The sequence below is a fragment of the Kitasatospora sp. NPDC001547 genome, assembly GCF_042894165.1.
Lineage (GTDB): Bacteria > Actinomycetota > Actinomycetes > Streptomycetales > Streptomycetaceae > Kitasatospora.
Genome location: NZ_JBIAVL010000005.1, coordinates 17044 through 41128 on the forward strand (window position 1 = coordinate 17044; position 24085 = coordinate 41128).

A 24085-nucleotide genomic window follows, 5' to 3' on the forward strand; every position below is an offset into this window, starting at 1 on the left:
GTTGCTCCCTGTGATCTCATGAGGACCGCCGGGGTCGGCGGAACTCGTCCTGCTTCTTCGATGACTGCATGTGCGGGCGCGAGGCGCCCAGTCCTGCCGCGCGGCACAGGGCTGGCGCGGTGTCAGCGCTCCTGGTCGGAGCGCCCCGGGCGGTCGTACGGTTGCCCGGACGGGTCGGGGGACCCGGTCTCCTGGCCACGGCCGTCCGAAGTCCTGCGGGGGCCGGCGGCGGTGCTGCCGCCGGCGTCGGGGCCGGTCCGCCCGGTGCGGTTGGACCGCTCGGTCTCGATCAGCTCGTTGAGCCAGCGGACCTCGCGCTCCACCGACTCCAGTCCGTGCCGCTGCAGTTCGACGGTGTAGTCGTCGAACCGCTCGCGGGCGCGGGCCAGTGAGTTGCGCATCCGCTCCAGCCGCTCCTCCAGCCGGCTGCGGCGGCCCTCCAGGACGCGCATCCGCACGGCCCGGTCGGTCTGGCCGAAGAAGGCGAAGTGCACGCCGAAGTGCTCGTCCTCCCAGGCGTCCGGGCCGGAGTCGGCGAGCAGCTCCTCGAAGCGCTGCTTCCCCTCGGCGGAGAGCCGGTAGACGATCTTGGACCGCTTGCCGTTGAGCGCGGTGGCCGGGACGTACTCGACGTCCGGGTTGTCCTCGACCAGGAAGCCCTGGGCGACCAGGCTCTTCAGACACGGGTAGAGCGTCCCGTAGGAGAGCGCCCGGAACGTCCCGAGCAGGATGTTCAGCCGCTTGCGCAGCTCGTAACCGTGCATCGGGGCGTCGTGGAGCAGTCCGAGGACGGCGAACTCCAGCACTCCTGAGCGTCTGCCCACTGCCGTCGTCCTCCTCCCGCTCGGTGTCCGACCGGCCGCTGCATCCGGCGGTATTCCGCTTCGATGTATCGGCTCGATATATCGAGAACAGTAAACCCGACCCCCGGAACCGGCAAGGGGGGCACGCGTGAATGTGATCACAAGCCGACGCGCGGGTGGGGTTGGCAACGGGCGTGTAATGATCTGTCGGCGTTTTGTGGGTAGTTGCAACTGATGTCCGATTAGTTGGGTTTCCGTGCTGCGTACGCTGTCGCGTGTGCACGAGGACCACCTCCGGGATCAGGGCGGTTTGCGGGCATCGGACGTGAACCCTGCCTTCAGGCTGGAAACGCCTGGCGAGGAGTGGCTGGAAGATGAGCGAGCGACGGCGAAGGACGCCCAACCCGGGCGGTGAGGGGCAGCAGCCCCCGGGAGGCGGCGGCCGTCGGGGCGACGGGCCGGGGCCCGACGAGCTGCGCTCGGAAGGTGTCGGCCGACGCCGCCCGCCGGGGGTCAGGGAGACCGCACAACAGCCCCGGATGACCCGTGCGGAGATGCGCAAGGCCGCCCAGAAGAAGGGCAAGGGGGGCGGTCGGCGCGGTGCCGCCACGGCCTCCGCCTCCGCCGCGGCCGCCGGCCCCGGCAAGAAGCGCTTCATCGACTACCCGCGGTTCGGCAAGACCGGCGTGCGGCGCTGGCTGCCGTCCTGGCGGCAGTGGCTGAGCGGCTTCGTGCTGGTCTTCGGCTCCTTCGTGGGCCTGGTGTTCTACCTGTACCAGACCACCGAGGTCCCCGAGCTGAACCAGCTGGTGAACAACCAGAACACGATCTACTACTGGGCCGACAACACGGAGATGACCCGCAAGGGCCAGACCAACCGGCAGATCGTCGAGCTCAAGGACATCAGCCCCAACCTCCAGAACGCCGTCATCGCCGCGGAGAACAAGAGTTTCCGCACCGACAAGGGCATCGACCCCAAGGGCATGCTCCGCGCCGTCTACAACATGGCGAAGGGCGGTGAGACACAGGGCGCCTCGACGATCACCCAGCAGTACGTGAAGAACGCCTACCTGAGCCAGGAGCAGACCCTCAGCCGCAAGGTGAAGGAGTTCTTCATCACGCTGAAGATCAACCAGGACAAGGAGAAGGACGAGATCCTGACGGGCTACCTGAACACCAGCTGGTTCGGCCGCGGTGCGAACGGTGCCCAGGCGGCCGCCCAGGCGTACTACGGGGTGGACGCCAAGGACCTGAACGTCTGCCAGAGCGCCATGCTGGCCGGCCTGCTCAAGGGCGCGACGTACTACGACCCCACCAACCCGAACAACAAGGAACGGGCCCTGGGCCGGTGGAACTGGATCCTGGACCAGATGGTGGACACCAAGGCCATCACCCCGGACGAGCGCGCCAAGTGCACCGCCTTCCCGGACCCGGTCCCGCAGAAGCCCAGCTCCAACATGAACGGTGAGATCAGCTACCTGGTCGACACCGCCAACAAGTACGTGATGGCCACCGACAAGACGATCACCCAGCAGATGATCGACCGGGGCGGCCTGAAGATCTTCACCACCTTCGAGAAGGACAAGGTCGACGCCCTGAAGAAGGCCGTCGACGACGTCAAGGCGGAGAACCTCAACCCGCAGAAGCGGCCGGACAACGACACCAACATCCAGTTCGGCTCCGCCAGCATCCGCCCCGGCGACGGCGCCATCGTCGCCCTCTACGGCGGTGACGGCGTGGAGAACGGCCACTTCGACAACAACGCCGACGCCACCGGCGTCCAGGTCGGCTCGACCTTCAAGCCCTTCGTGCTGGCCACCGCGATGCAGGTCGGCGTGCAGACCGCGAAGGACGACAAGGGCAAGCCGAAGCGGATCAACGCCGACAGCCGCTACCTGGCCGACGACATGTCCGAGATCCGCAAGCCGGACGGCTCGCTGGTGATCGGCGACGACGGCAAGCCGTACCGGCAGAAGAACGAGGACTCCGGCAAGCGCGGCTACGTCTCGCTGCGGCAGTCCATGCAGTACTCGTACAACGTGCCCTTCGTCCAGCTCAACCAGGACGTCGGCGGCCAGAACGTGGCCGACATCGCGGTGCAGATGGGCATCAAGAGGGAGAGCCTCGCCGACCCGAAGACGGCGACCTTCCCGCTCGGCACCTCCACCATCAGCCCGATCCGGATGGCCACCGCCTACGGCACCCTGGCGGCCAGCGGCAAGGAGGCCGAGCCCTACTCGGTCACCAAGGTCGAGGTGAGCGGCGTGGAGCGCCCGGGCTTCGGCAAGAAGGAGGCCAAGGTCGCGCTGGAGCCGGCCGTCGCCGACAACGTCACCGACGTGCTGGTGAACGTGGCGGTGAACGGTACCGGCAAGAAGACGAAGGACCTGGGCCGCCCGGTGGCCGGCAAGACCGGTACCACCGACCAGAACAAGTCGGCCTGGTGGGTCGGCTACACCCCGCAGCTGGTGACCAGCGTCGCGATGTGGCGCGAGGACCCGGCCAAGCACGAGCGGCAGTCGCTCAACGGCACCGGCGGCAAGGAGTCCATCCACGGTGGCGACATCCCCACCGACGTCTTCACCCGGTACATGAAGGCCGCGCTGGCCAACGAGAAGAAGATGGACTTCCCGACCCCGCAGCCGGTCGGCACCGAGGTGGACTCCTCCGGCGCGCCCTCCACGGCCAGCCCGACGGCGGTCCCGACCGCGACCGACACCCCGACGGCCCCGGCGCAGACCCAGACGCAGGCGCCGCAGGCGCCGGTGCAGCCGCAGCCCACCCAGACCTGCGTGCCCGGCGTGGACTGCCCCGGTGACCAGCCGACCAGCACGCCGACCAAGAACCCGCGCCCGTCCAACAGCTGCCTGCCGGTGTTCGGCTGCCCGACACAGCCGCCGGGGCCGACGGACAGCGCGTCGCCCGGCGGTGGCGGCAAGCCGGGTGGCGGTGGCGGCAAGCCGTCGCCGACCAGCACCGGTGGTCTGCAGGGCGGGGCGACCACGCCGTAGCCCGCAGCCCGCGGCCCGGCCCGGCGGAACCCGGAACGGCGGTGGCGGTCCTCCTCGGAGGGCCGCCACCGCCGTTCTCGTGCCAGGAGGGCCGCCACCGCCGTTCCGGTCCGGGGAACGCCACCACCGTTCCCGCCCGGCCCGCCGCGGCCCCGTCACGGCCGCTCCGGGCGGCCGTTTCGCCGTGATCGGCGAGCCCGGCCGCCGTGCGGGGGCACGGACCGTTGCGGGGTCCTCCTCGTCCCGGCGGGATCGGTGCGGCAGGATGTCCGGCATGACGTCGAGCGATCGTGACGAAACCGCCGGCCCGGTCGGGGCCGGCGCCGCCGCAGGGCCCCTCCCGGCAGCCGTCGCCACGGCCGCGCCGCCGGCCAACACCGTGGTCGTCCCGGCCGACGAGGACCCGGTGGCGGCGGCCGGCAGCGAGGTGATCGGCGGGCCCCCGGGCCGCCGGGCGCTGCTCGGCGTCTCCTGGTGGATCCCGGCGCGCTTCCTGGCGCTCGCGGTGATCGTGGTGTCGGTGCTCGGCATGGTGCAGAAGCTGCCCTGCTACGAGCAGGCCTGGTTCCAGCCGGGCTCCCCGCAGTACGTCCACGCCTGTTACAGCGACGTCCCGCACCTGTTCTCCGGACGCGGCTTCGCGGCCGGGCTGCACCCGTACGTGGACCGCATCCCGGGTTCTTCGGGGGACCTCCAGTACCTGGAGTACCCGGTGCTGACCGGCCTGTTCATGCAGGTCGCGGCCTGGCTGACGCCCGGCGGCGGGGACCAGCAGAGCCAGGAGCAGTGGTTCTGGGCGATCAACGCCGGGATGCTGATGGCCTGCGCGGTGGTCGCCGTGGTGGCGCTCTCGCGCACCCACCGGCGCCGCCCGTGGGACGCGCTGCTGTTCGCGCTCGCCCCCGTCCTGCTGCTCAACGGCACCGTCAACTGGGACCTGCTCGCGGTCGCCCTGGCCGCCGTGGCGATGGCCTGGTGGTCCGGCGCCCGGCCCGGCTGGGCCGGTGTGTTCATCGGCCTGGCCACCGCGGCCAAGCTCTATCCGCTCCTGCTGATCGGCCCGCTGCTGGTGCTCTGCTGGCGGGCCGGCAGGTGGCGCGACTTCCGGGTGATGCTGGGCGGCGCGGTCGGCTCCTGGCTGCTGGTCAACCTGCCGATCATGCTGGCCAACTGGCGGGGCTGGTCGACCTTCTACGTGTTCAGCAAGCACCGCGGCGAGGACTACGGCTCGTTCTGGCTGATCCTGATGCAGCGCCGCGGCGCCGGGCTGGCCGACCTCGACGTCTACATCGGCGTGCTGATGGTGCTGGGCTGCCTGGCCGTGGCGTGGCTCGGCCTCTCGGCCCCGCGCCGGCCGCGCCTCGCCCAGCTGGCCTTCCTGGTGGTCGCGCTGTTCGTGCTGGTCAACAAGGTGTACTCGCCCCAGTACGCGCTCTGGCTGCTGCCGCTCGCGGTACTGGCCCGGCCGCGCTGGCGGGACTTCCTGGTCTGGCAGGCCTGCGAGGTGCTCTACACCCTGGGCATCTGGTCCCACCTGGGCCTGGTCACCGGCTCCAAGCAGCAGGGGCTCGGCGAGGGCTGGTACCACTTCGCGATCGGGCTGCACCTGCTGGGCACGCTCTACCTGGTCGCCCTGGTGGTCCGGGACGTCCTCCACCCGGACCGCGACCCGGTCCGCTGGGACGGCAGCGACGACCCCTCCGGCGGGGTGCTGGACCACGCCCCGGACGTGTTCGTGCTGGGGACCGCCCGCCGGCTGCGCGAGGAGGAGAGCTACGCCGCGTACGCGCCGGCCGGCCCCGAGCAGTGGCTGGACGAGCCCGATCTGCCGGAGCCGGCCGAGAAGCCGTAGGGCCGCGAGCCGAGCGCCGGAACGCTCAGCGGTCCACCACGCGGTCGAAGTGCGTGGTGGTGTGCCGGACCTGGAGACCGAGCTCCTCGCCGATCGCCGGGGGCTTGGTCTCCCCGTCCAGGAACAGCAGCGAGACCTGCATGTGCGGCGGCTCGGCGAACCACAGCTGCTTGCCGGCCCAGTGGAACGGCGACTTGGTCTTGTTGACGGTCGCCAGGCCGGCCCGGGCGATGCCCTTGGCCCGCGCCCCCATGCTCGCCACGTACTTCGGCGCCTCCAGGCCGATGCCGTGCGCGGTGCCGCCGGCGACCACCAGGATGTGGCCGTCGGAGGGCGCCGGGTGCTGGCGGTAGCCGTAGCGGTCGCCCTTCTGCAGCGGGGTGACGTCCAGGACGGTGGCCCGGACCTCCAGCGCGGCGTGGTCGCCCAGCCAGAGCCGGGTGCCGATCCGGGCCCGGAAGACCGTCCGCGGGTAGCGCTGGGCCAGCTGGTCCATGCCGGCCGCGCCGAGGTGGCTGACGAACACGGTGTGCACCGGGATGCCGGCGGCCTGGGCGGTGTCCACCCAGTACGCGACCTCCTCGACCGGGCTGGAGCCGTCCGGCCGGTCCATCGGCAGGTGCAGCGCCAGGCCCTCGAAGCTGACGCCCTCCAGCTCGGCGGCGGCGGCGCGCAGGTCCGCCGCGCTCACGCCGTGCCGGCGCATGGTGGTCATGCACTCCAGCACCACCCGGGTGCCGTGCAGCGCGCGCAGCGCGTCCACGCCGGCCACCGTCCGGATCACCCGGGCGTGCGGCAGCGGGAGCACCTCCTCGCCGACCCGGTAGGGGGTGAGCACCAGCAGCTCGCCGCCGTACCACTCGGCGGCGTCGGCCGCCTCGTACGCGGTACCGACGGCGAGCACCCCGGTGCCCAGCAGCGTCGCCTCCTCGGCCAGCCGGTGGTTGCCCAGGCCGTAGCCGTTCCCCTTGGCGACCGGCACCAGGCCGGGGAACTCGGCGAGGACGGAGCGCTGGTGGGTGCGCCAGCGTTCGGTGTCGAGGTAGAGCGACAGCGTCATCGGGTCAGCCTCCTCAGCGGCGGGACATGTAGAGGTCGAGGGCCTTGTGCAGCAGCTTGTTGAGCGGGAAGTCCCACTCGCCGAGGTACTCGGCCGCCTGGCCACCGGTGCCGACCTTGAACTGGATCAGCCCGAACAGGTGGTCGTCCTCGTCCAGGGTGTCACTGATGCCGCGCAGGTCGTACACCCCGCCGCCGAGGGCGTAGGAGTCGCGCATCATCCGCCACTGGATGGCGTTGGACGGCTTGACCTCGCGCTTGTGGTTGGCCGAGGCGCCGTAGGAGTACCAGACGTGCTCGCCGACCACCAGCATCGTGGTGGCGGCCAGCGGCTCGCCCTCGTGGTAGGCGATGTAGAGCCGCATGCGGTTCGGGTCCTCGGCGACGAGGGCCTTCCACATCCGCTGGAAGTAGGCCAGCGGGCGCGGGGTGAACTTGTCGCGCTCGGCGGTGACCAGGTAGAGCTGGTGGAAGATCGGCAGCTCGTCGTAGCCGCCCTGGATCACCTCGACGCCGCTCTTCTCGGCCTTCTTGATGTTGCGGCGCCAGAGCTGGTTGAAGCCCTTCTGGATGTCGTCCAGCGAGCGGTTGGCCAGCGGAACCTGGAAGACGTAGCGGGGCTGGACGTCACCGAAGCCGGCGCCGCCGTCCTCGCCCTGGAGCCAGCCGGCCTTGCGCAGCCGGTCGGCCACCTCGAAGGCGCGGGCCTCGTACCAGTCGGCCTCGACGTCGCGCAGCCGCTTGGCCTGCTTGGCGGCGATGGCCTCCTTGATGGTGGGGGCGTTCCAGCGGCGGATGACCACCGGCGGGCCCATCTTCACCGAGAACGCGCCCTGCGACTTGAGGTGCGCCAGCATCGGGGAGAGCCAGCGGTCGAGGTCGCGGTCGAACCAGTCGATGACCGGGCCCTCGGGCAGGTAGGCGAGGTAGCGCTTGAGCTTGGGCAGCTGGCGGTAGAGGACCAGGCCGGCGCCGACGAGCTGGTTGGCGTCGTCGAACCAGCCGATCGACTCCGACCGCCACTCGGCCTTCACGTCGCCCCACGACGGCACCTGCATGTGGCTGGCCGAGGCGCGGCTCCTGATGAAGGCGAGGTGCTCCTCGCGGGTGATCGTCCTCAGGCGCAGGCTCATTGCTCGGTGCTCCTCGTCGGTCGGGCTGCGGTGGCCCCAGGTTCTCGGGCTGACCCTATCGTCCGGGGCCCGGGCGCCCGTCGCGGCGGGCACGGCGGCGCCCCCGTCGGGTACCTGTCTCCTCCTGCAGATACGCGACGGGGGCGGCGAGGGTTCCGGGCGGCCCCTGTGGGCTCGGTCCCAGCGGGCCGGCGGGAGCCGGTCGGGGGTCGGCGCGGGCGGTGGTGGGGCGGTCGGGGACGGTGCGGACGACCGGGGGCGGGTCAGCCCCAGAGGCCGCCGCGGGCGATGCCGAGGTAGAAGCCGAGCGCGGCCGCGCCGAGCGTGACCATCAGGACGAAGCGCTCGGCGGTGGTGACCGACACGAACATGCCCCACAGGCCCGTGACGATGCCGAACAGGCCGGTCCACGAGGTCAGCAGGTGCAGGTTGTGGAAGAACGAGGTGGTGAAGGCGATCACGCCCAGGAGGGCGGTGATGCCCACCAGGGTGTTCTCGCGGGGGTGCGGGTGGCCGTCGGTGTTCAGCGTGAGGGCGGGCATGCGGTGGACGGACTGGGCCATGGGTCCCACCTCCTGGCGTGGAGACGAACGGGCAGGGATCCCGTTCCGTCCAGATTGCGGTGCTTGGGTCGCTCTCACAACCCCTATGCGTTTTGTTCGGCCGTCCGGGTGCAGGTAGGCTGTGCCGTCTGCACTGGTGTAGTTGTGCCCCCTCTGTGTCCTCTTCCGGATGACGTCCCGCCTTCGGGCGGAGCGGGGGCCGACTGTCCGACCCGGCCGTTACGGTGGGCCGGAGTCGTCACCGCACCGGTGCCGACGCTACGCACAACCCTCCTGCCACGGAGAGACCGTGGCCGCTGAGTCCAAAGGAGGTGGGTTACTCATGCGTCACTACGAGCTGATGGTCATCCTCGACCCCTCGGTCGAGGAGCGCGCTGTCTCCCCCCTGATCGAGAGCTTCCTCGCTGTCGTCCGCAACGCCGGCGGCAAGGTGGAGAAGGTCGACACCTGGGGTCGTCGCCGTCTGGCTTACGAGATCAACAAGCAGTCCGAGGGCATCTACTCGGTCATCGACCTCAAGGCCACGCCTGAGGTCGTCAAGGAGCTCGACCGCCAGCTGGGCCTGAGCGAGTCGGTTCTGCGGACCAAGGTCCTGCGCCCGGACACCCACTGAGCCACCTCTGAGGCCTTCGGGTCTCGGGTAGCTCGCGTCCGTTGTTTCACGTGAAACAGCGGTGAACGGACATCTTCCCGAGAGGTCATCACCACCATGGCAGGCGAGACCGTCATCACCCTCGTCGGCAATCTCGTCGACGACCCCGAGCTGCGCTTCACCCCGTCGGGTGCGGCGGTCGCGAAGTTCCGCATCGCGTCCACCCCCCGCACCTTCGACCGTCAGACGAACGAGTGGAAGGACGGCGAGAGCCTCTTCCTCACGTGCAACGTCTGGCGGCAGCCGGCGGAGAACGTGGCCGAGTCGCTGCAGCGCGGCATGCGCGTCATCGTGCAGGGCCGACTGCGCCAGCGGTCTTACGAGACCAAGGAAGGCGAGAAGCGGACGGTCTTCGAGGTCGAGGTCGACGAGGTCGGCCCGAGCCTGCGCTCGGCGACCGCCAAGGTCACCCGGGCCAACCGGTCCGGCGGCCCCGGTGGCGGGTTCGGCGGCCAGCAGGGCGGCGGCCAGGGCGGTGCCGGCTGGGGCGGCGGCGGTGGCGGCCAGCAGGGCGGCGGCAACTGGGGTGGAAACTCCGGTGGCGGCCAGTCCGGCCCCTCCGACGACCCCTGGGCCTCCAGCGCCCCGTCCGGTGGAAACCAGGGCGGCGGCTGGGGTGCCCCGTCCGGTGGCAGCGGCTACTCGGAAGAGCCCCCGTTCTAAGAGCTGACAGATTTCGTGCGGCCCGGCGGCCGGCGTCTCCGGACGCCCGCCGGGCCGTGAACCCCAAATGGAGCACACAATGGCGAAGCCGCCTGCTCGCAAGCCGAAGAAGAAGGTTTGCGTCTTCTGCAAGGACAAGGTCAACTACGTTGACTACAAGGACACGAACCTGCTGCGGAAGTACATCTCCGACCGCGGCAAGATCCGTGCCCGTCGGGTGACCGGCAACTGCACCCAGCACCAGCGCGACGTCGCCACGGCCGTGAAGAACAGCCGTGAGATGGCGCTGCTGCCCTACACCAGCACCGCGCGCTAAGAGAGGGTGACCAAGTAATGAAGATCATCCTCACGCACGAGGTGCCGGGTCTCGGCTCCGCCGGCGAGGTCGTCGAGGTCAAGGACGGCTACGCCCGCAACTACCTGGTCCCGCGTGGCTACGCCATCCGCTGGACCAAGGGCGGTCAGAAGGACGTCGACGCCATCCGTCGCGCCCGCAAGATCCACGAGATCCAGACCCTCGAGGCCGCCAACGAGGTCAAGGGTCAGCTCGAGGGCGTCCAGGTCAAGCTGGCCGTCCGCTCGGGCGAGGCCGGCCGTCTGTTCGGCTCGGTGACCCAGGCCGACGTCGTCGAGGCCATCAAGGCCGCCGGCGGCCCGGCGGTGGACAAGCGCGCCGTCGCGATCGCCTCGCCGATCAAGACCGTGGGCTCCCACAAGGTCTCGGTCAAGCTGCACTCGGACGTCGTGGCCAAGCTCGACGTCGCCGTCGTGGCTGCCTGAGTTCCGTAGCACGGCCCGAGGGCCGGACTCCTCCGGGAGTCCGGCCCTCGGTCTTTTCCGCGCCGGGCGTTCCCGCGCCGGGCGTTGTCTGATCGGCGCGTCCCGAGCCGGCGACCTCCGGGCCGGTCCCTTCCGGACCGGCCCGGAAACGTTTCAGCCGCGCACCGCTCCGGTGACCAGCCACTTGCCGCCGCGGGCGCGCCAGGCCAGGAAGCCGGCCCGCACCAGCATGAACAGGTTCATCGCCCACCACAGCCCGGCCAGACCGGCGCCGGTGGCCGGCACCGCCAGCGCCACCGGGACGAACACCGCCAGGGTCGCCAGCCCGGCCCAGGCCAGGTAGGGGCCGTCCCCGGCGCCCATCAGCACGCCGTCCAGCACGAAGACGAGCCCGGCCACCGGCTGGGTGAGCGCGAGCAGCAGCAGGGCGGTGCCCAGCTGGGCCCGGACGGCCGGATCGGGCGTGAACAGCGGGACGTACAGCGGGCGGGCGACCACCACCAGCAGGCCGAGCACCAGCCCGGAGACGATGCCCCACTCGACCATCCGCCGGGTGGCGGCCCGGGCGCCGGGCGCGTCCGAGGCGCCCAGGTAGCGGCCGATGATGGCCTGGCCGGCGATCGCGATGGCGTCCAGCGCGAAGGCCAGGAAGTTGAACACCGCCATGGTGATCTGGTGGGCGGCCACCTGGTCGTCGCCGAGCCGGGCGGCCACCGCGGTGGCGGTCATCAGCACCGCGCGCAGGCTGATCGTCCGGACCAGCAGCGGGCCGCCGGCCCTGGCGCCGGCCCGGATGCCCGCCGCGTCCGGCCGCAGCGAGGCGTGTTCCCGGCGGGCGCCGCGGACCACCACGACCAGGTAGGCGGCGGCCATCCCGTTCTGCGCGAGCACGGTGCCCCAGGCCGAGCCGGCCACCCCGAGCCCGGCGCCGTACACCAGGCCGGCGTTCAGGCCGATGTTGGCGGCGAAGCCCGCGACGGCCACCACCAGCGGCGTCCGGGTGTCCTGGAGGCCGCGCAGCACCCCGGTGGCGGCCAGCACCATGAGCATCGCCGGGATGCCCAGGGAGCTGATCCGCAGGTACGTCACCGCGTGCGGCGCGGCGGTCGCCGAGGCGCCCAGCGCGTCGGCCGCCCAGGGCGCCAGCAGCAGGGTGAGCAGGACCACCGGGACGGCCAGGCCCAGGGCGAGCCAGATGCCGTCGATGCCCTGCTGCACGGCGCCCCGGCGGTCCCCGGCGCCGATCCGGCGGGCGACCGCCGCGGTGGTGGCGTAGGCGAGGAAGACGAACACGCCGGTCGCGGTGGAGAGCGCCGCGGAGGCGACGCCCACCCCGGCCAGCTGGGGGGTGCCGAGGTGGCCGACGATCGCCGAGTCGGCCATCAGGAAGAGCGGTTCGGCGACGAGCGCGCCGAAGGCCGGGACGGCCAGGGCGAGGATCTCCCGGTCGTGCCGGCGTCGAGGGGGCACCGGGGCCGGGGTCGGGGGCGAGGCGGTCATGGGGTCCAGGCTACTCATCCACAGGTAATGGACGTAAGTGGCCTTTGCCTATTACTCGAAATCTTGAGCGTCGCTGTTCGCCCGCTCTGTGCCCACAGCCGTTCGGAGGTGTGTGAAGAATTTCTCATGCACAGGCCCGGGAAGAGGTAATCCCAGGTCAACCGGTTGACGGTGGATCGATCGTCCGGTTATCCACAGGAGCGTCCACAGGGGTGTCCACAGCTTTGCGGCAGTTCTCCACAGGACGGGGCGCTTCATCCACACCCCCTGTGGATAACCGCCTTGGCGCAACGGCGTCCGGCGCCTTAGCGTGGGCCCTCCGCCCGACATTCCCGCCGCCCCGGCGTCCGATTTGTCGGAGCTGTGGCGTACAAAGAGGAGCGGATCCGCTCCATCCAGCCACCGGCAAGCCCGCTCCAACTTCGCACCACTCGCTGATCGGGGAACACGCGTGACCGGCCCCCAGTACGACGACCACGACGCCCCGCCGCCGGAGGAGGACTGGCAGCACGCCGAGGACCCGTTCCCGGCCGGCGCCTTCGACGACGCGCCCTTCCCGGACGGCCCCGGCGACCGGCTGCCGGTCTCGCGCGCCCGCGGCGAGGGGCGCCAGGGCGGTGGCCGCGACGGCTTCCAGAAGGACGGCTTCCAGAAGGGCGGCAAGGGCGGCCGGCCGGAGGGCGGCTGGCCGCGCCGGGGCGAGGGCGACGGCGGGGGCGGCGTGGACGGCTTCGAGCGCGTCCCGCCGCAGGACCTGGACGCCGAGAAGTCCGTCCTCGGCGGCATGCTGCTGTCCAAGGACGCCATCGCCGACGTGGTCGAGGTGCTCAAGCCGGCCGACTACTACCGGCCCGCGCACGAGATGGTGCACGGCGCGATCCTCGACCTCTACGCCCGCGGCGAGCCGGCCGACCCGATCACCGTGGCCGGTGAGCTGACCAAGCGCGGCGAGCTCCAGCGGGTCGGCGGCGCCTCCTACCTGCACACCCTGGTCAACTCCGTCCCGACCGCGGCCAACGCCGAGTACTACGCCCAGATCGTCCACGAGCGCGCGGTGCTGCGCCGGCTGGTCGAGGCGGGCACCCGAATCGCCGGCATGGGCTACGCGGCCGAGGGCGACGTGGACGAGATCGTCAACGCGGCCCAGGCGGAGATCTACGCCGTCACCGAGCAGCGCACCAACGAGGACTACGCGCCGCTCGCCGACATCATGGAGGGCGCCCTCGACGAGATCGAGGCGATCGGCTCCCGGCAGGGCCAGATGTCCGGCGTGCCGACCGGCTTCGCCGACTTCGACCAGCTCACCAACGGGCTGCACCCCGGCCAGATGATCGTCATCGCGGCCCGCCCCGCGATGGGCAAGTCCACCCTCGCGCTGGACTTCGCGCGGGCCTGCTCGATCCACCACAAGCTGCCGAGCGTGATCTTCTCGCTCGAAATGGGCCGCAACGAGATCGCCATGCGCCTGCTCTCCGCCGAGGCCCGGGTCGCGCTGCACCACATGCGCTCCGGGAACATGACGGACGACGACTGGACCCGGGTCGCCCGCCGGATGCCCGACGTCAGCGAGGCGCCGCTGTTCATCGACGACTCGCCGAACCTGTCGATGATGGAGATCCGCGCCAAGTGCCGCCGGCTGAAGCAGCGCAACGACATCAAGCTGATCGTCATCGACTACCTCCAGCTGATGCAGTCCGGCGGCTCCCGGCGGGCCGAGAACCGCCAGCAGGAGGTCTCGGACATGTCCCGTAACCTCAAGCTGCTGGCCAAGGAGCTGGAGGTCCCGGTCATCGCGCTCTCCCAGCTGAACCGTGGTCCCGAGCAGCGCACCGACAAGCGGCCGATGGTCTCCGACCTCCGCGAGTCCGGCTCGATCGAGCAGGACGCCGACATGGTCATCCTGCTGCACCGCGAGGACGCCTACGAGAAGGAGTCCCCGCGCGCGGGCGAGGCCGACCTGATCGTCGCCAAGCACCGTAACGGCCCGACCGCGACCATCACGGTGGCGTTCCAGGGCCACTACTCGCGCTTCGTCGACATGACCCGGGACTGAGGCCCGGCCCTGACGTCCCCGCCGGGGGCGTCAGACGGTGACGGTGGCGCGGAAGAGCGTGCCGCCGCTGCCGGAGAGGCGGGTCGGGGTGCCCGTGGCGGGGAGGAAGGCGGACTGGCCGCGGGCCAGGTCCAGGACGGTGCCGTCGGCGGCGGTCAGCCGGGCCGTGCCCTCGGTGCAGAGCAGGATCTGCGGGGTGCGGCCGTCGATCTCGCGCCCGGTGCCGTCCAGCACGAAGCGGGAGAGCCGGAACTCGTCGATCGGGACGGGGTAGAGCTCCTCGCCCGGGGTGTCCCGGACCGGGACCGGCTCCAGCACCTCGGGGGCGCCGGCCGCGAAGACCACGACCTTCAGCAGCTCCGGCACGTCGATGTGCTTCGGGGTGAGACCGGCCCGCAGCACGTTGTCGGAGTTGGCCTGGAGCTCGACGCAGGCGCCGGACAGGTAGGCGTGCGGCACCCCGGCGCCCAGGTAGAGCGCCTGGCCGGCACGCAGCCGGACGTGGTGGAGCAGCATGCCGGCGATCACGCCGCGGTCGTCCGGGAAGTCCTCGGCGATCCGGGCGTACGGGCCGTACTCCCCGTCGGGGTCGGTCGCCGCCAGCGCCTCGACGGTCCGCCGGACGGTCTCCCCGTCCAGGGCGAGGGCGGCGGTCAGGGCGCCGCGCAGCGCCGCGGACTCCCCCCCGTCCTCCGGCCGGGAGGTGCCCCCGCCGGCGGCCAGCCGCTCGATCACCGGGGCGAGCCCGGGCACCGCGAGTCCGGCCAGCAGCCGGGCCGCCCCGGCGGGCGGGCGGAAGCCGCACAGGCCTTCGAAGTCGCCCAGCGCGCAGATCATTTCGGGCTTGTGGTTGGCGTCCCGGTAGCTGCGCTCGGGGGCGTCCAGGGGGATGCCGAGGGCGTTCTCGGCGGCGAAGCCGGCCCGGGCCTGGTCCAGCGTGGGGTGGGCCTGGATGGACAGTGGGATGCCCGCGGCCAGGACCTTGAAGAGGAACGGCAGGGTCGGGCCGAACCTGGCCACGCTCGCGGCGCCCAGTTCGCCCTCGGGGTCGGCCGCGATCAGCTCGTCCAGTCGGCGCGGGCCCCCGCCGCGGTCGGCGCGCGACGGGGCGCCGGGGTGGGCGCCCATCCACAGCTCGGCCTGCGGCTCCCCGGTCGGCTGCTGCCCGAGCAGCTCGGGCAGGGCGGTGAGCGACCCCCAGGCGTACGGGCGGACGGTGTTGACGAGCCTGTCCATGCGCGCGGTCCTACTCCTTCGCAGTCTGGGCGGCCCCGGACGTCCCGAGTCCGGATCGCCGGGGGCCCGGCGGTGCGGGCGGCCCGGGCACGGGCAAGGGAAACGACCCTAGCCGAACGGCGTCACCCAGGGGGAAACGGTGGTCATCGGGTGGGAGTGCCACGGCCGGACCGGTGGTTCCCGGCGCGGTAGTAGGATGCCAGGACGCAGTAGCCTCCGCCCTGCGCGCAGTTCGCCACCGAGGTCCTCCCCGGCGGGCTGCCGGCGGAGCCGCGTTCCAGAGTGCGGGCGCCGGTGTTCCGAGACCCCCCGCCATCGGCCGAGAGGTTTGCACGTGACCGTCAACCAGCAGAGTTTTGCTGATCTCGGCAAGGTCCTGGTGATCATCCCGACCTACAACGAGGCGGAGAACGTCGAGCGGATCGTCGGCCGGGTGCGTGCCGCCGTGCCCGAGGCGCACGTGCTGGTCGCCGACGACAACAGCCCCGACGGCACCGGCGAGCTGGCCGACAAGCTGGCCGTCGCGGACGAGCACGTCCACGTCATGCACCGCAAGGGCAAGGAGGGCCTGGGCGCCGCCTACCTCGCGGGCTTCCGCTGGGGCATCGACCACGGCTACGACGTCCTGGTCGAGATGGACGCGGACGGCTCGCACCAGCCCGAGGAGCTGGACCGGCTGCTGGGCGCGCTGCGCGGCGCCGACCTGGTGCTGGGCTCGCGCTGGGTGCCGGGCGGCCGGGTGGTGAACTGGCCGAAGTCGCGGCTGCTGCTCTCCCGCGGCGGCTCGACCTACTCGCGGCTGATGCTGGGCGTGCCGATCCGGGACGTCACCGGCGGCTACCGGGCGTTCCGCAAGGAGACCCTGCTGGGCCTGGGCATGGACGAGGTCGCCTCGGCCGGGTACTGCTTCCAGGTCGACCTGGCCTGGCGCACGGTGAAGGCCGGGTTCAAGGTCGCCGAGGTGCCGATCACCTTCGTCGAGCGCGAGCTGGGGGCGTCCAAGATGAACCGCGGCATCGTGGTCGAGGCGCTGTGGCGGGTGACCACCTGGGGCGTCACCGACCGGCTGGCCCGGCTGCGCGGGGGCGCCGCCAAGCGCTGACCGTCCGAACTCCTGTCGGCCGAAAGGGCCCGTCCGCCGGAACCGGCGGACGGGCCCTTTCGCATGTCCGGAAGTCCGGAGGCCGCGGGCGGCTCAGCAGCCGTTCCTCAGCGCGGCCTCCGGCAGGTAGCGGTCGGCCCAGACGGCCAGTTCGGTGAGCGCGGGCCGGAGCGCGGCGCCGCCCTCGGTGAGCCGGTAGCTGACCCGCAGCGGCGGGCCGGCGTCGACCTCGCGGACGACCAGCCCGGCCTCGGCCAGCTCGGTCAGCCGGTCGGAGAGCATCCGCTCGCTGATGCCCGGGACGGTGCGGCGCAGCTCGGAGAAGTACGCGGGGCCGCCGGTGTTGAGCACGCCCAGCAGCATGCCGGTCCAGCGCTTGCCGAGCAGGGTGAACACCCGGTTGAGGGCCAGGTCGATGTTCCCGCAGGGGCCCGGGTCCGCCGCGGCGCAGGAGTCGGTGGCGATCGGAACTCCGTCGGTCACTGCCTCGTGCTCGGCCATGGGACAAGCCTACTCGACCGATCCCTAGTGACTGCAGAAAAGTAAGCTGCTACGGTATTCGCAGTTGCAGCGAAATAGGCAGCTACTAATCCCTTGGAGGCCCTGCCATGCCCACTCTCCTGCACCTCGACTCCTCCGCGGTCCACGACGGCTCCGTCTCCCGCGAGGTCACCGCCGCCTTCCGCGCCGCCTGGCAGGCCGAGCACCCCGACGGCACGGTGATCTACCGGGACCTCGCCCTCGACCCGGTCCCGCACCTGGACGCGCACGGCATCAGCGCCGGATTCGCCCCCGCCGAGACCCACAGCGCCGAGCAGGCCGCCGCCTACGCGCTGCGCGAGGAGCTGATGGCCGAGCTGGAGCGGGCCGACGCCGTGCTGATCGGCAGCCCGATGTACAACTTCACGATCCCGTCGAGCCTCAAGGCCTGGCTGGACCAGGTGATCCTGATGGGCCGCACCGCCGGCGAGACGCCGTCCGCCAAGGGCACCCCGGTCACCGTGGTCGCCTCGCGCGGCGGCTCGTACGCGCCCGGCGCCCCGCGCGAGCCGTACGAGTTCGTCACCACCTACCTGGAGAAGGTGCTGACCGGCATGCTGGGGCTGGAGGTCGACTTCATCGTCCCGGAGTTCACCCTGGCGAGCGTCGTCCCGGCGATGGCCGAGTTCGTCCCGAACGCCGCCGAGTCCAAGGCCCGGGCGCTGGAGGAGGCCGCCCGCCGGGCCAAGGAACTGGCCGTCCGAGCCGCGGTGTGACGTGCGCCGGAGGCGTGCCCCGCCGGGCGCGCCTTCCGCGCATTCGGCCGCCGGTGCTCCCATGCTGTAGGGCGCAGGGAATCCGACCGCCGACCAGAGGGAGCAGCCCGTGACGACGTCCCCGTCCGAGGAGAGCGCCGGCGCGGAGCGTGCCCAGGCCGGGCCGGCCGTCCCCGGCGGGCCCGGCGAGGCCCCCGGGCCGGGCGCGGGCGCCGAGCCGCCGGAGCCCGGGCAGCCGGCCCGGCCGCTGGAGGTCGCCGTCTTCACCGGCCCCGAGTCGGCCTTCTTCGCCACCTCCACGCTGATCCTCGGCGAGCGGACCGCGATCCTGGTGGACGCCCAGCTGACCCGCAGTGCCGGGCGCGAGCTGGCCGAGTGGGTCGCGGGCAAGGGCAGACGGCTGCTCGCCGTCGTGGTCACCCACCAGCACCCGGACCACTATTTCGGGGCCGAGGAGGTGCTGCGGCTCTTCCCGGACGCGCAGCTGCTGGCCGCCCCGGCCGTGGTCGAGGGCATCCGGCGCACCGTCGCCGCCAAGGTCGCCCAGTGGAAGCCGGTGTACGGCGACGACATCCCGGACCACCCGCTGGTCCCCTCCCCGCTGCTGCCCCAGCCGCTGATGCTGGACCGCCAGGTGATCCCCGTGCTGCTGCTCGGCCAGGCCGACTGCGGGGACTCCACGGTCGTCCACGTGCCGAGCGTGCGCACCGTGATCGCCGGGGACTTCGTCCACAACGGCACCCACGTCTGGACCGCCGACACCACCCCGGCCCAGCGCGTCACCTGGGGGCACAACCTCGGCCGGATCGCCGACCTCGGCGTGGAGCGGGTGATCGCCGGGCACCGGGCCCCGGGCCAGGGCGACGACGCGGCCCGGGTGCTGGCCTTTACCGGCGAGTACCTCCAGGACTTCGACCGGCTGCTGGCCGCGCACCCGGACGACCCGGAGGCGCTGGTCACGGCGATGAACGAGCGGTACGGGGAGCTGACCCTGCCGTCCTTCCTGGCACTGGGCGCGGAAGCCAACACCGCCCGCGCGGCCCGGCCCGACGCGGCGGTCGAGGACGGGCCGGAGCCCGCCGGGAACGGGCGGGGCCCCGCGGAGAACGGGCCGGAGCCTGCCGAGGACGGCCCGGAGCCCGCGGAGAACGGCGGGAGCGCGCCGGAGTAGGCCGGATACTGGCCGTATGACGCCGTACGACGTGATCGTCCCGGCGGGCGGGGCCGCCCGGCGCCTCGGCGGCGCCGACAAACCCGGCCTGACGGTGGGCGAGACCACCCTGCTCGACCGGGTGCTCGCCGCCTGCGCGGGCGCCCGCACCGCCGTCGTGGTCGGCCCGGCCCGGCCGACCGCGCACGGCGGCGTCCGCTGGACCAGGGAGCAGCCGCCCGGCGGCGGACCGGTGGCCGCCGTCGCGGCCGGGCTCGACCTGGTCACCGCGGACACCGTGCTGCTGCTCGCCGCCGACCTGCCCTTCCTGGACCGGCGGACGGTGGAACGGCTGGTCACCGCCCTCGACCGGGCCGGGGCGCGGGCGGACGCCGCCGTACTGGTCGACGCGGGCGGGCGCGAGCAGCCGCTCGCCGCCGCCTACCGCACCGCCCCGCTGCGCGCCGCGCTGGCCGCCCTCGGCGACCCGGCCGGCCGGCCGCTGCGCCGTCTGGTCGGCGGGCTGACCCGGCTGCGGGTGGCCGACACCGACGACGTCGCCCACGACTGCGACACCTGGGAGGACCTGGAGCGGGCCCGCGAGCGCGACCGGGCCTGAACCTCACCGCTGCCGTCACCTGGGTGTGAGCGAAACGACGCGCCCCGCACACGGGGCGAACACCCCGGGGAAACCGCCGATCGGGCAGCATGGGCGCATGGAGCGCACGCTGGATGACTGGATCGCCGAGGTCAAGGCCGACCTGGGCATCGACCTGGACGTCGACGTCCGTGGTCTGCTCGACACGGCCCGGGTGGTCGCGCACGGGGTGGACCGGCCGGCCGCGCCGCTGACCGCCTTCCTGATCGGCTACGCGGCCGCCCAGCGGGGCGGCGGGGCGGAGGCCGTCGCGGAGGCGGCCCGGCGGGCCGAGGCCCTCGTCGAGGGCTGGGGCGCCGCCGCCCGGCCGGGCGAGTCGTGAGTGCGGTCGGACAGACCGTCGTGGCCGCACCGTCCACCGGTCCCGGCGTGCTGAGCTGGTCCCGGGCCCGCGAGACCGCGCGCCGGGCCGGGGCGCGCCCGCTGCCCGGGGTCCCCGTCCCGCTGGCCGAGGCGCTCGGCCGCACCCTCGCCGAGCCGCTCGGCGCGCTCACCGACCTGCCCGCCTTCGACACCTCCGCGATGGACGGCTGGGCGGTCGCCGGCCCCGGCCCGTGGCGGGTGGCCGGCCGGGTGCTGGCCGGACGGACGGCGCCGGCGCCGCTGGCCGACGGCACCGCCGTGGAGATCGCCACCGGCGCCCAACTGCCGTCCGGTGCCACCGCCGTCCTGCGCCGTGAGCACGGGCGGACGGACGGCGCGCTGCTGCACGACTGCGGGCCGCAGCCGCTGACCACCGGCCAGGACGTCCGCCCGCGCGGCCAGGAGTGCCGCCGGGGCGAGGAGTTGCTGCCGTCCGGTACGCCGGTGGGGCCGGCCGTGCTCGGCCTGGCCGCCGCCTGCGGCCACGACCGGCTGCCGGTCCACCGCCGTCCCGAGGTCCAGCTGCTGGTGCTGGGCGACGAGTTGCTCACCGCCGGGGTGCCCGGGCCGGGCCTGGTCCGGGACGCGCTGGGGCCGCTGCTGCCGCCCTGGCTGCGGGCCGCCGGCGCCGATCCGGCCGAAGCCGGGTACGTCCGGGACGACTTCGGGCTGCTCCGGGACGCACTGCGGCACTCCACCGCCGATCTCGTGGTCACCACCGGCGGAACGGCCGCCGGACCGGTCGACTTCCTGCACCGGGCGCTCGCCGAGACCGGTGCCCGGCTGCTGGTGGACGGTGTCGCCGTCCGGCCCGGGCACCCGATGCTGCTGGCCGAACTCCCCGGCGGCCGCCACCTGGTGGGCCTGCCGGGCAACCCGCTGGCGGCCGTCGCCGGGATGGTCACCCTGGCGCTGCCGCTGCTCCACGCGCGCAGCGGGCGGACCGTCGGCGCCCCCGCGCTCGCCCCCGCCGCGGCCGCCCTGCCCGGACACGGCACGGACACCCGGCTCCAGCCGGTTCGGCGGACCGCCGGGGGCGTGCTGCCGCTGGCCTTCGACGGACCGGCGATGCTGCGCGGGCTCGCCCGGGCCGAGGCGCTGGCCGTGGTGCCGCCCGGCGGGGCGGCGGCGGGGGAGCCGGTCGAACTCCTGGAGGTGCCGTGAACCGGATCCGACGCAATCCGGCGCCAGGCACCGAGCCGTGGGCGGACGCCGGGGTCGTGCTGCCCGCCCGACGGGCCGCGCCCGCCGTCCGGCAGGTCGGCTCCCGGCTGCTGCTGGCGCTCGCCGTCCTGGTCGCCACCACGTTCATCGTCTACGTCGACCGGGCGGGTTACAACGACAACGCGGGCGGCGGGCTCAGCTTCCTGGACGCGGCGTACTACGCCACCGTGACGCTCTCCACCACCGGGTACGGCGACATCACCCCGTTCAGCGACAGCGCCCGGCTCACCAACATCCTCGTGATCACCCCGCTGCGGGTGCTGTTCCTGATCATCCTGGTCGGCACCACGCTGGAGGTGCTCACCGAACGGACCCGCCTGCAATGGCGGTTGAACCGCTGGAGGTCCACCGTGCGCGAGCACACCGTCGTCATCGGCTACGGGACGAAGGGCCGCAGCGCCGTCGACACCCTGCTCGGGCAGGGGGTGAAGAAGGAGGAGATCGTCGTCGTCGACCCGCAGCGCAAGGTGATCGACCAGGCCGCCCAGCACGGCCTGGTCGGGGTGGTCGGCGACGCCACCCGCACCGACACCCTGGTGCGCGCCGCACTGCCCACCGCCGCGCGGGTGGTGGTCGCGCCGGAGCGGGACGACACCGCCGTACTGATCACACTGACGGCCCGCCAGCTGAACAAGGCCGCCACCGTGGTGGCCGCCGTCCGGGAGGACGAGAACGCGCCGCTGCTGCGGCAGAGCGGCGCCGACGTCGTGGTGACCAGCTCCAGTTCGGCCGGGCGGCTGCTCGGGCTGTCGATGCTCAGCCCGCACGCCGGGGCGGTGATGGAGGACCTGCTGACGTACGGCAACGGGCTGGACGTGGTGGAGCGCCCGGTCACCCGGGCCGAGGCCGGGCACAGCCCGCGCGAGTGTGAGGAGCTGGTGGTCGCGGTGGTGCGCGGCCGACGGGTGCTCAACTACACCGAGCCGGAGGCCGCCGTGCTCCAGCTCACCGACCGGGTGATCGTCATCAGGTCCAGCGGAGTCGCGCCGACCGGCTGAGCCGCGCCGCGCAACCGCCCCGGCCCGCAGTAGGTTCGGGGCATGCATGCGATGACGATTCCCGTACCCGGCGGTCCCGAGGCACTGGTCTGGGCCGAGGTGCCCGACCCGGTGCCCGCGGAGGGCGAGGTCCTGGTCGAGGTGGCGGCCACCGCCGTCAACCGTGCCGACCTGCTCCAGCGGCAGGGCTTCTACAACCCGCCGCCCGGCGCCTCGCCCTACCCGGGGCTGGAGTGCGCCGGGCGGATCGTCGCGCTCGGGCCCGGGGTGGCCGGCTGGGCGGTCGGCGACGAGGTGTGCGCGCTGCTGGCCGGCGGCGGCTACGCGCAGCGGGTCGCGGTGCCGACCGGGCAGCTGCTGCCGTTGCCCGCGGGGCTGTCCGTCGAGCAGGCCGCGGCGCTGCCCGAGGTCGCCTGCACGGTGTGGTCCAACGTCTTCCTCACCGCGCACCTGCGGCCCGGCGAGACGGTGCTGCTGCACGGCGGCGCGAGCGGGATCGGGACGATGGCGATCCAGCTGGCCAAGGCGGTCGGCGCCCGGGTCGCGGTCACCGCGGGCAGCCCGGAGAAGCTGGCGCGGTGCGCCGAGCTGGGCGCGGACATCCTGATCGACTACCGCGAGCAGGACTTCGTGGAGGCGCTCCGGGAGGCCACCGGCGGGGCCGGGGCGGACGTGATCCTCGACATCATGGGCGCCAAGTACCTCCAGCGGAACGTGGACGCGCTGGCGGTCAACGGGCGGCTGGTGATCATCGGACTCCAGGGCGGGGTGAAGGGCGAGCTCGACCTCAACGCGCTGCTGCGCAAGCGCGGGGCGGTGATCGCCACCAACCTGCGCGGGCGGCCGCTGGCGGAGAAGGCGGCGATCGTGGCGGCGGTGCGGGAGCACGTCTGGCCGCTGGTGGAGTCCGGCGTGGTGAAGCCGGTGGTGGACCGGGTGCTGCCGCTGGCCGACGTGGCCGAGGCGCACCGGGCGCTGGAGCGCGGGGAGCAGGTCGGGAAGATCGTCCTGCGGGCCTGAGCCGGGGGACCGGGCGGCGGGCGACGAGGCGTGACGTCGGGTGGCGGTGGGCGACGGCGGGAGGGCGTGAACCGCCCGAAGTGCCGCAACGGCCGGGGCGTGCGAATCTGGTCCGGAGCTGTCCCGCCGCCGATCCCGCCCCCGGGCGCCGTCGGCCGTCGGAAGGACTCCGACCGTGGCCGCATCACCGCACGTCTCCCTCGGGCCGCTGCCCGTCGCGCCGCACCACCGTCGTGCTTCCCGCCCGTCCCCGGGCCGCCGATCGCCGGGCCGCGCCCAGCGACTGTTCGCGGCGGCCGTGCTGGGGCTCACGCTCCCGCTGGCCGCCGCCTCGGCGGCGGTGGCGCTGCCCTCGTCGGCGGGGACGCCCCCGTCGGGGGCGGAGTCCAAGGCCTGGTCGGGTGCCGGCGCCGACGTCCTGCCGGGCGCCGCCAGGCCGGCGGCCGCGCCGCCCTGGCGGCCGGTGCCGCGTCCGCACCAGGGCGGCGGCTTCCCGCAGGTCCACCGGCACCACCCGGCCTCGCTGCCCGAGCGCCCGGACGCCGCCGTGGAACAGGCCCCCGACCAGGTGCCGGAGCAGGCCTCGGAGCAGGCGCTGGAGCAGTCCGTCGAGCAGGCTCCCGAGCAGGTGCCGGAGCAGGCCCCGGAGCAGGGCGTCGAGGCCGAGCCGTCGGAGAGCGACGGAGACGGCGCGCAGGCCGGTGCCCCCGGCGACGCCGCGGGCCCGGCCGCGCCGGACACCGTCACGGCCGCCGGCCGGCCGGTCGCGGCCGTCGCCGCGGTGCCCGCGATCCTCCCGGCCCGCTGGCGGGACGCCTCCACCACCCAGCTCCCGCTGGGCGTCGGCCTGGGCCTGATCGGCTGCGGCCTCGGCCTGGTCGGCCTGCGGCTGCGCAAGGGCTGAGACCGCGCAGGGGCCGAGGCGAAGGGGCCGAGGCGTCGGGCCGGCGCGCAGGGGCCCAGGCACGCCCACGGCCGGCGCGCGGGGCGCGGGGCGCGGGAACTGAGT

At 73.2% G+C, this 24085-nt stretch carries 21 protein-coding genes and 1 pseudogene; 15 read left to right on the forward strand and 7 right to left on the reverse strand.

What is annotated here, in order from left to right; translation table 11 throughout:
- Window positions 1-122 precede the first annotated feature (122 nt).
- The gene (locus ACFY0X_RS10935) at window positions 123-824 is read right to left on the reverse strand and encodes a PadR family transcriptional regulator (protein ID WP_387751976.1); all 702 of its coding nucleotides are present in this window, start codon (window positions 822-824) and stop codon (window positions 123-125) included.
- Between the two features lie 518 nt (window positions 825-1342).
- Here ACFY0X_RS10935 and ACFY0X_RS10940 point away from each other — a divergent pair.
- Both ACFY0X_RS10940 and ACFY0X_RS10945 read left to right on the forward strand, forming a co-directional pair.
- Window positions 1343-3814 (forward strand): transglycosylase domain-containing protein, encoded by a 2472-nt coding sequence (locus ACFY0X_RS10940; RefSeq protein WP_387751978.1) that lies wholly within the window; start codon window positions 1343-1345, stop codon window positions 3812-3814.
- Between the two features lie 274 nt (window positions 3815-4088).
- Complete coding sequence (locus ACFY0X_RS10945) at window positions 4089-5666, forward strand: glycosyltransferase family 87 protein (RefSeq protein WP_387751981.1); 1578 nt, start codon at window positions 4089-4091, stop codon at window positions 5664-5666.
- A 25-nt stretch (window positions 5667-5691) separates the two neighbouring features.
- Here ACFY0X_RS10945 and ACFY0X_RS10950 read toward each other — a convergent pair whose 3' ends face one another.
- The 3 genes from ACFY0X_RS10950 to ACFY0X_RS10960 all read right to left on the reverse strand — a co-directional run bounded on the left by ACFY0X_RS10950 (window position 5692) and on the right by ACFY0X_RS10960 (window position 8421).
- The gene (locus ACFY0X_RS10950; protein ID WP_387751983.1) at window positions 5692-6726 is read right to left on the reverse strand and encodes an alanine racemase; all 1035 of its coding nucleotides are present in this window, start codon (window positions 6724-6726) and stop codon (window positions 5692-5694) included.
- A gap of 13 nt (window positions 6727-6739) precedes the next feature.
- Complete coding sequence (locus ACFY0X_RS10955; RefSeq protein WP_387751986.1) at window positions 6740-7858, reverse strand: lipid II:glycine glycyltransferase FemX; 1119 nt, start codon at window positions 7856-7858, stop codon at window positions 6740-6742.
- A gap of 263 nt (window positions 7859-8121) precedes the next feature.
- Window positions 8122-8421 (reverse strand): hypothetical protein, encoded by a 300-nt coding sequence (locus ACFY0X_RS10960; protein WP_387751989.1) that lies wholly within the window; start codon window positions 8419-8421, stop codon window positions 8122-8124.
- Window positions 8422-8743: 322 nt separating this feature from the next.
- On the opposite strand from ACFY0X_RS10960, the gene rpsF reads away from it, so the two are divergent.
- From rpsF to rplI, 4 genes are all read left to right on the forward strand, one after another.
- Window positions 8744-9034 carry a 30S ribosomal protein S6 gene (gene rpsF / locus ACFY0X_RS10965; RefSeq protein ID WP_188298654.1) on the forward strand — a complete coding sequence of 97 codons (291 nt, stop codon included), beginning with the start codon at window positions 8744-8746 and terminating at the stop codon, window positions 9032-9034.
- A 96-nt stretch (window positions 9035-9130) separates the two neighbouring features.
- On the forward strand, window positions 9131-9736 hold the full coding sequence (locus tag ACFY0X_RS10970) for a single-stranded DNA-binding protein (protein WP_387751991.1): 606 nt from the start codon (window positions 9131-9133) through the stop codon (window positions 9734-9736).
- Window positions 9737-9815: 79 nt separating this feature from the next.
- Window positions 9816-10052, forward strand: coding sequence for a 30S ribosomal protein S18 (gene rpsR, locus ACFY0X_RS10975; protein WP_030059640.1), 237 nt, complete (start codon window positions 9816-9818; stop codon window positions 10050-10052).
- A 17-nt stretch (window positions 10053-10069) separates the two neighbouring features.
- Complete coding sequence (rplI, locus tag ACFY0X_RS10980) at window positions 10070-10516, forward strand: 50S ribosomal protein L9 (protein ID WP_387751994.1); 447 nt, start codon at window positions 10070-10072, stop codon at window positions 10514-10516.
- Window positions 10517-10669: 153 nt separating this feature from the next.
- Here rplI and ACFY0X_RS10985 read toward each other — a convergent pair whose 3' ends face one another.
- Window positions 10670-12016, reverse strand: coding sequence for an MATE family efflux transporter (locus ACFY0X_RS10985; RefSeq protein WP_387751997.1), 1347 nt, complete (start codon window positions 12014-12016; stop codon window positions 10670-10672).
- 577 nt (window positions 12017-12593) lie between these two features.
- Between ACFY0X_RS10985 and dnaB the strand changes: the two genes are divergently transcribed.
- A complete protein-coding gene (gene dnaB, locus ACFY0X_RS10990; RefSeq protein ID WP_387753161.1) occupies window positions 12594-14069 on the forward strand; it encodes a replicative DNA helicase in 1476 nt (491 codons plus the stop codon).
- Window positions 14070-14099: 30 nt separating this feature from the next.
- Here the strand turns inward: dnaB and manA are convergent, their stop codons facing one another.
- On the reverse strand, window positions 14100-15305 hold the full coding sequence (gene manA / locus ACFY0X_RS10995) for a mannose-6-phosphate isomerase, class I (RefSeq protein ID WP_387752000.1): 1206 nt from the start codon (window positions 15303-15305) through the stop codon (window positions 14100-14102).
- A gap of 334 nt (window positions 15306-15639) precedes the next feature.
- On the opposite strand from manA, the gene ACFY0X_RS11000 reads away from it, so the two are divergent.
- A complete protein-coding gene (locus tag ACFY0X_RS11000) occupies window positions 15640-16407 on the forward strand; it encodes a polyprenol monophosphomannose synthase (RefSeq protein ID WP_387752003.1) in 768 nt (255 codons plus the stop codon).
- A gap of 93 nt (window positions 16408-16500) precedes the next feature.
- Here the strand turns inward: ACFY0X_RS11000 and ACFY0X_RS11005 are convergent, their stop codons facing one another.
- Window positions 16501-16908: a winged helix-turn-helix transcriptional regulator gene (locus ACFY0X_RS11005; RefSeq protein ID WP_387752005.1), complete on the reverse strand. Its 408-nt coding sequence runs from the start codon at window positions 16906-16908 to the stop codon at window positions 16501-16503.
- 107 nt (window positions 16909-17015) lie between these two features.
- Here ACFY0X_RS11005 and ACFY0X_RS11010 point away from each other — a divergent pair, with 107 nt between their 5' ends.
- The 7 genes and pseudogenes from ACFY0X_RS11010 to ACFY0X_RS11040 all read left to right on the forward strand — a co-directional run bounded on the left by ACFY0X_RS11010 (window position 17016) and on the right by ACFY0X_RS11040 (window position 23980).
- Entirely contained in the window at window positions 17016-17663 is a 648-nt protein-coding gene (locus ACFY0X_RS11010) for an FMN-dependent NADH-azoreductase (RefSeq protein WP_387752008.1), read from the forward strand.
- Window positions 17664-17772: 109 nt separating this feature from the next.
- A complete protein-coding gene (locus tag ACFY0X_RS11015; RefSeq protein WP_387752011.1) occupies window positions 17773-18834 on the forward strand; it encodes an MBL fold metallo-hydrolase in 1062 nt (353 codons plus the stop codon).
- A 16-nt stretch (window positions 18835-18850) separates the two neighbouring features.
- Window positions 18851-19793 (forward strand): annotated as a pseudogene (locus ACFY0X_RS11020) (NTP transferase domain-containing protein).
- Window positions 19790-20998 carry a molybdopterin molybdotransferase MoeA gene (locus ACFY0X_RS11025; protein ID WP_387752014.1) on the forward strand — a complete coding sequence of 403 codons (1209 nt, stop codon included), beginning with the start codon at window positions 19790-19792 and terminating at the stop codon, window positions 20996-20998. Before ACFY0X_RS11020 ends, ACFY0X_RS11025 begins: the two are co-directional and overlap by 4 nt.
- Window positions 20999-21003: 5 nt before the next feature.
- Window positions 21004-22056: a potassium channel family protein gene (locus tag ACFY0X_RS11030; protein ID WP_387753164.1), complete on the forward strand. Its 1053-nt coding sequence runs from the start codon at window positions 21004-21006 to the stop codon at window positions 22054-22056.
- A 42-nt stretch (window positions 22057-22098) separates the two neighbouring features.
- Window positions 22099-23076 (forward strand): NAD(P)H-quinone oxidoreductase, encoded by a 978-nt coding sequence (locus tag ACFY0X_RS11035; protein ID WP_387752017.1) that lies wholly within the window; start codon window positions 22099-22101, stop codon window positions 23074-23076.
- Between the two features lie 175 nt (window positions 23077-23251).
- Complete coding sequence (locus ACFY0X_RS11040) at window positions 23252-23980, forward strand: hypothetical protein (RefSeq protein WP_387752020.1); 729 nt, start codon at window positions 23252-23254, stop codon at window positions 23978-23980.
- Window positions 23981-24085: the final 105 nt, after the last annotated feature.